At 65.1% G+C, this 2,183-nt stretch carries 2 protein-coding genes; both read left to right on the top strand.

Translation table 11 applies throughout. The features are described from left to right. Positions 1-1,114 (top strand): protein translocase subunit SecD (gene secD, locus ON22_RS16140; protein ID WP_043740215.1); only part of this gene is annotated, 1,114 nt, incomplete at its 5' end. 2 nt (positions 1,115-1,116) lie between these two features. Then, a partial coding sequence (gene secF, locus ON22_RS16135; RefSeq protein WP_157170413.1) for a protein translocase subunit SecF occupies positions 1,117-2,183 on the top strand: 1,067 nt, incomplete at its 3' end.

The following is a 2,183-nucleotide window of genomic DNA, read 5'->3' as shown; positions in this document are numbered from 1 at the left end:
GCAGGAACAGGCTCAGCAGGAGATCGAGGCCTCCAGGGCGCTGCGGCAGAGCGCCGACCCGACCATGCAGCAGCTGGCGATGTCCACGATGGACTGTTCCGCGGCCGACCCGCTGGCCGGTAACGACGACCCGAATCTGCCGTTGGTCACCTGTTCCACCGACGGCAACGAGGTTTTCCTGCTCGACAAGAGCCGGATCGACGGTCAGGAGATCGCCGACGCGACCTCCGGGTTCAATACCGAACAGTCCCGTCACGAGATCAATCTGGAATTCAAGTCCGGTGGCAGTGACGCCTGGGCGGCGCTCACCGGCGAATACGTCCAGCAGCGGGTCGCGTTCGTGCTGGACTCGCAGGTCGTCAGCGCCCCGGTCGTACAACAGGGGCCGCAGCTCGGCGGGCGCACCCAGATCTCGGGTGATTTCACCGCCGCGTCCGCCCAGGAGCTGGCGAACACCCTCAAGTACGGTTCGCTGCCGCTGTCGTTCGAAACCTCCGAGGCCGAGACCGTCTCGGCGACGCTCGGACTGTCCTCGCTGCGCGCCGGCCTCATCGCCGGTGCGGTGGGTCTGGCGGTGGTGCTGCTGTACTGCCTGGCCTACTACCGGATGCTCGGTTTCCTGACGGCGTTGTCGTTGGTCGGCGCCGGTTTCGCGGTCTACGGGATCATGGTGCTGCTCGGCCGGTGGATCGGGTTCACCCTGGATCTCGCCGGTATCGCGGGTCTGATCATCGGTATCGGTATGACCGCCGACTCGTTCGTGGTGTTCTTCGAACGCATCAAGGACGAGATACGGGAGGGCCGAAGTTTCCGGTCGGCGGTTCCGCGCGGCTGGCAGCGAGCCCGGAAAACCGTTCTCTCCGGTAACGCCGTCAGTTTCATCGCCGCGGCAGTGCTCTACGTGCTGGCCGTCGGACAGGTGCGCGGTTTCGCGTTCACCCTCGGACTGACCACCATTCTCGACGTCGTGGTGGTGTTCCTGGTGACGGCTCCGCTGGTGCAGCTGGCCGCCCGTTCCACCTTCTGGGCCAAGCCCTCGGTGAACGGACTCGGCGCGATGCAGCAGCTGGCCCGTGAACGCAAGGCGGCCGAGACCGCGGTGGGGAAGGCGTGACGATGAACAGTTCCGTGACCATGGACAAGCCCGAACCCGCGCGCGCGAACGGCGCCCGGCACAGCTGGATGAACCGCCTGTACACCGGCACCGGTGTTCTGGATGTGGTCGGCAACCGCCGCCGCTGGTACATCATCACCGCGGTGATCGTGCTGATCTGCCTGCTGAGTATGGCGGTACGCGGTTTCACCTTCGGTATCGATTTCGTCGGTGGATCCCGGATTCAGCTCCCGGCCGGCGATGCCACCACCGAGCAGGTCGAAACGGTGTATTCCGATGTGCTCGGTTCCGAACCGGAGTCGGTGCAGACCGTCGGGACCGGCGATACCGCCACTATTCTGATCCGCTCGGAAACGCTGAGCGCCGAGGATCTCGGCGCTCTGCAGACCGCGTTGTTCGAGGAGTTCCAGCCCACCGACGACAGTGGGAATCCGAGCCGTAACGCCATCAGCGCCTCCGATGTCAGCGAGACCTGGGGTGGGCAGATCACCCGGCAGGCGCTGATCGCACTGGTGGTGTTCCTGGTGATCGTGAGCGTCTACATCGGTATTCGCTACGAACGCGATATGGCGCTCGCCGCGCTGGCGGCCCTCGTCTTCGATCTGCTGGTGACGGCCGGTGTCTATTCGCTGGTCGGTTTCGAAGTGACCCCGGCGATGGTGATCGGCATGCTCACCATTCTGGGTTTTTCGCTCTACGATTCGGTCGTTGTCTTCGACAAGGTCGAGGAGAACACCCGCGGCGTGACGCATACCAACCGGCGTACCTACGGCGAACAGGCCAACCTGGCGGTCAATCAGACGCTGATGCGGTCGATCAACACCACGGTGATCGGTGCCCTGCCGATTCTCGGCCTGATGGTGATCGCGGTGTGGATGCTCGGCGTCGGTACGCTGCAGGATCTCGCACTGGTGCAGCTGGTCGGCACGGTGGTCGGTGCCTATTCGTCCATCTTCTTCGCCACCCCGCTGCTGGTTTCGATCAAGGAACGCTGGGGCCCGGTCGCCGCGCACACCAAGAAGGTGCACGCCCGGCGGGCCGAGCGCGCGCCGCAGGGTGCCGGGCCGGC

It is taken from the genome of Nocardia carnea NBRC 14403 (assembly GCF_000308515.1).
GTDB lineage: Bacteria > Actinomycetota > Actinomycetes > Mycobacteriales > Mycobacteriaceae > Nocardia > Nocardia carnea.
Note: the sequence above shows the minus strand (reverse complement) of the source record. Positions and strands in the feature narration are given on the sequence as shown.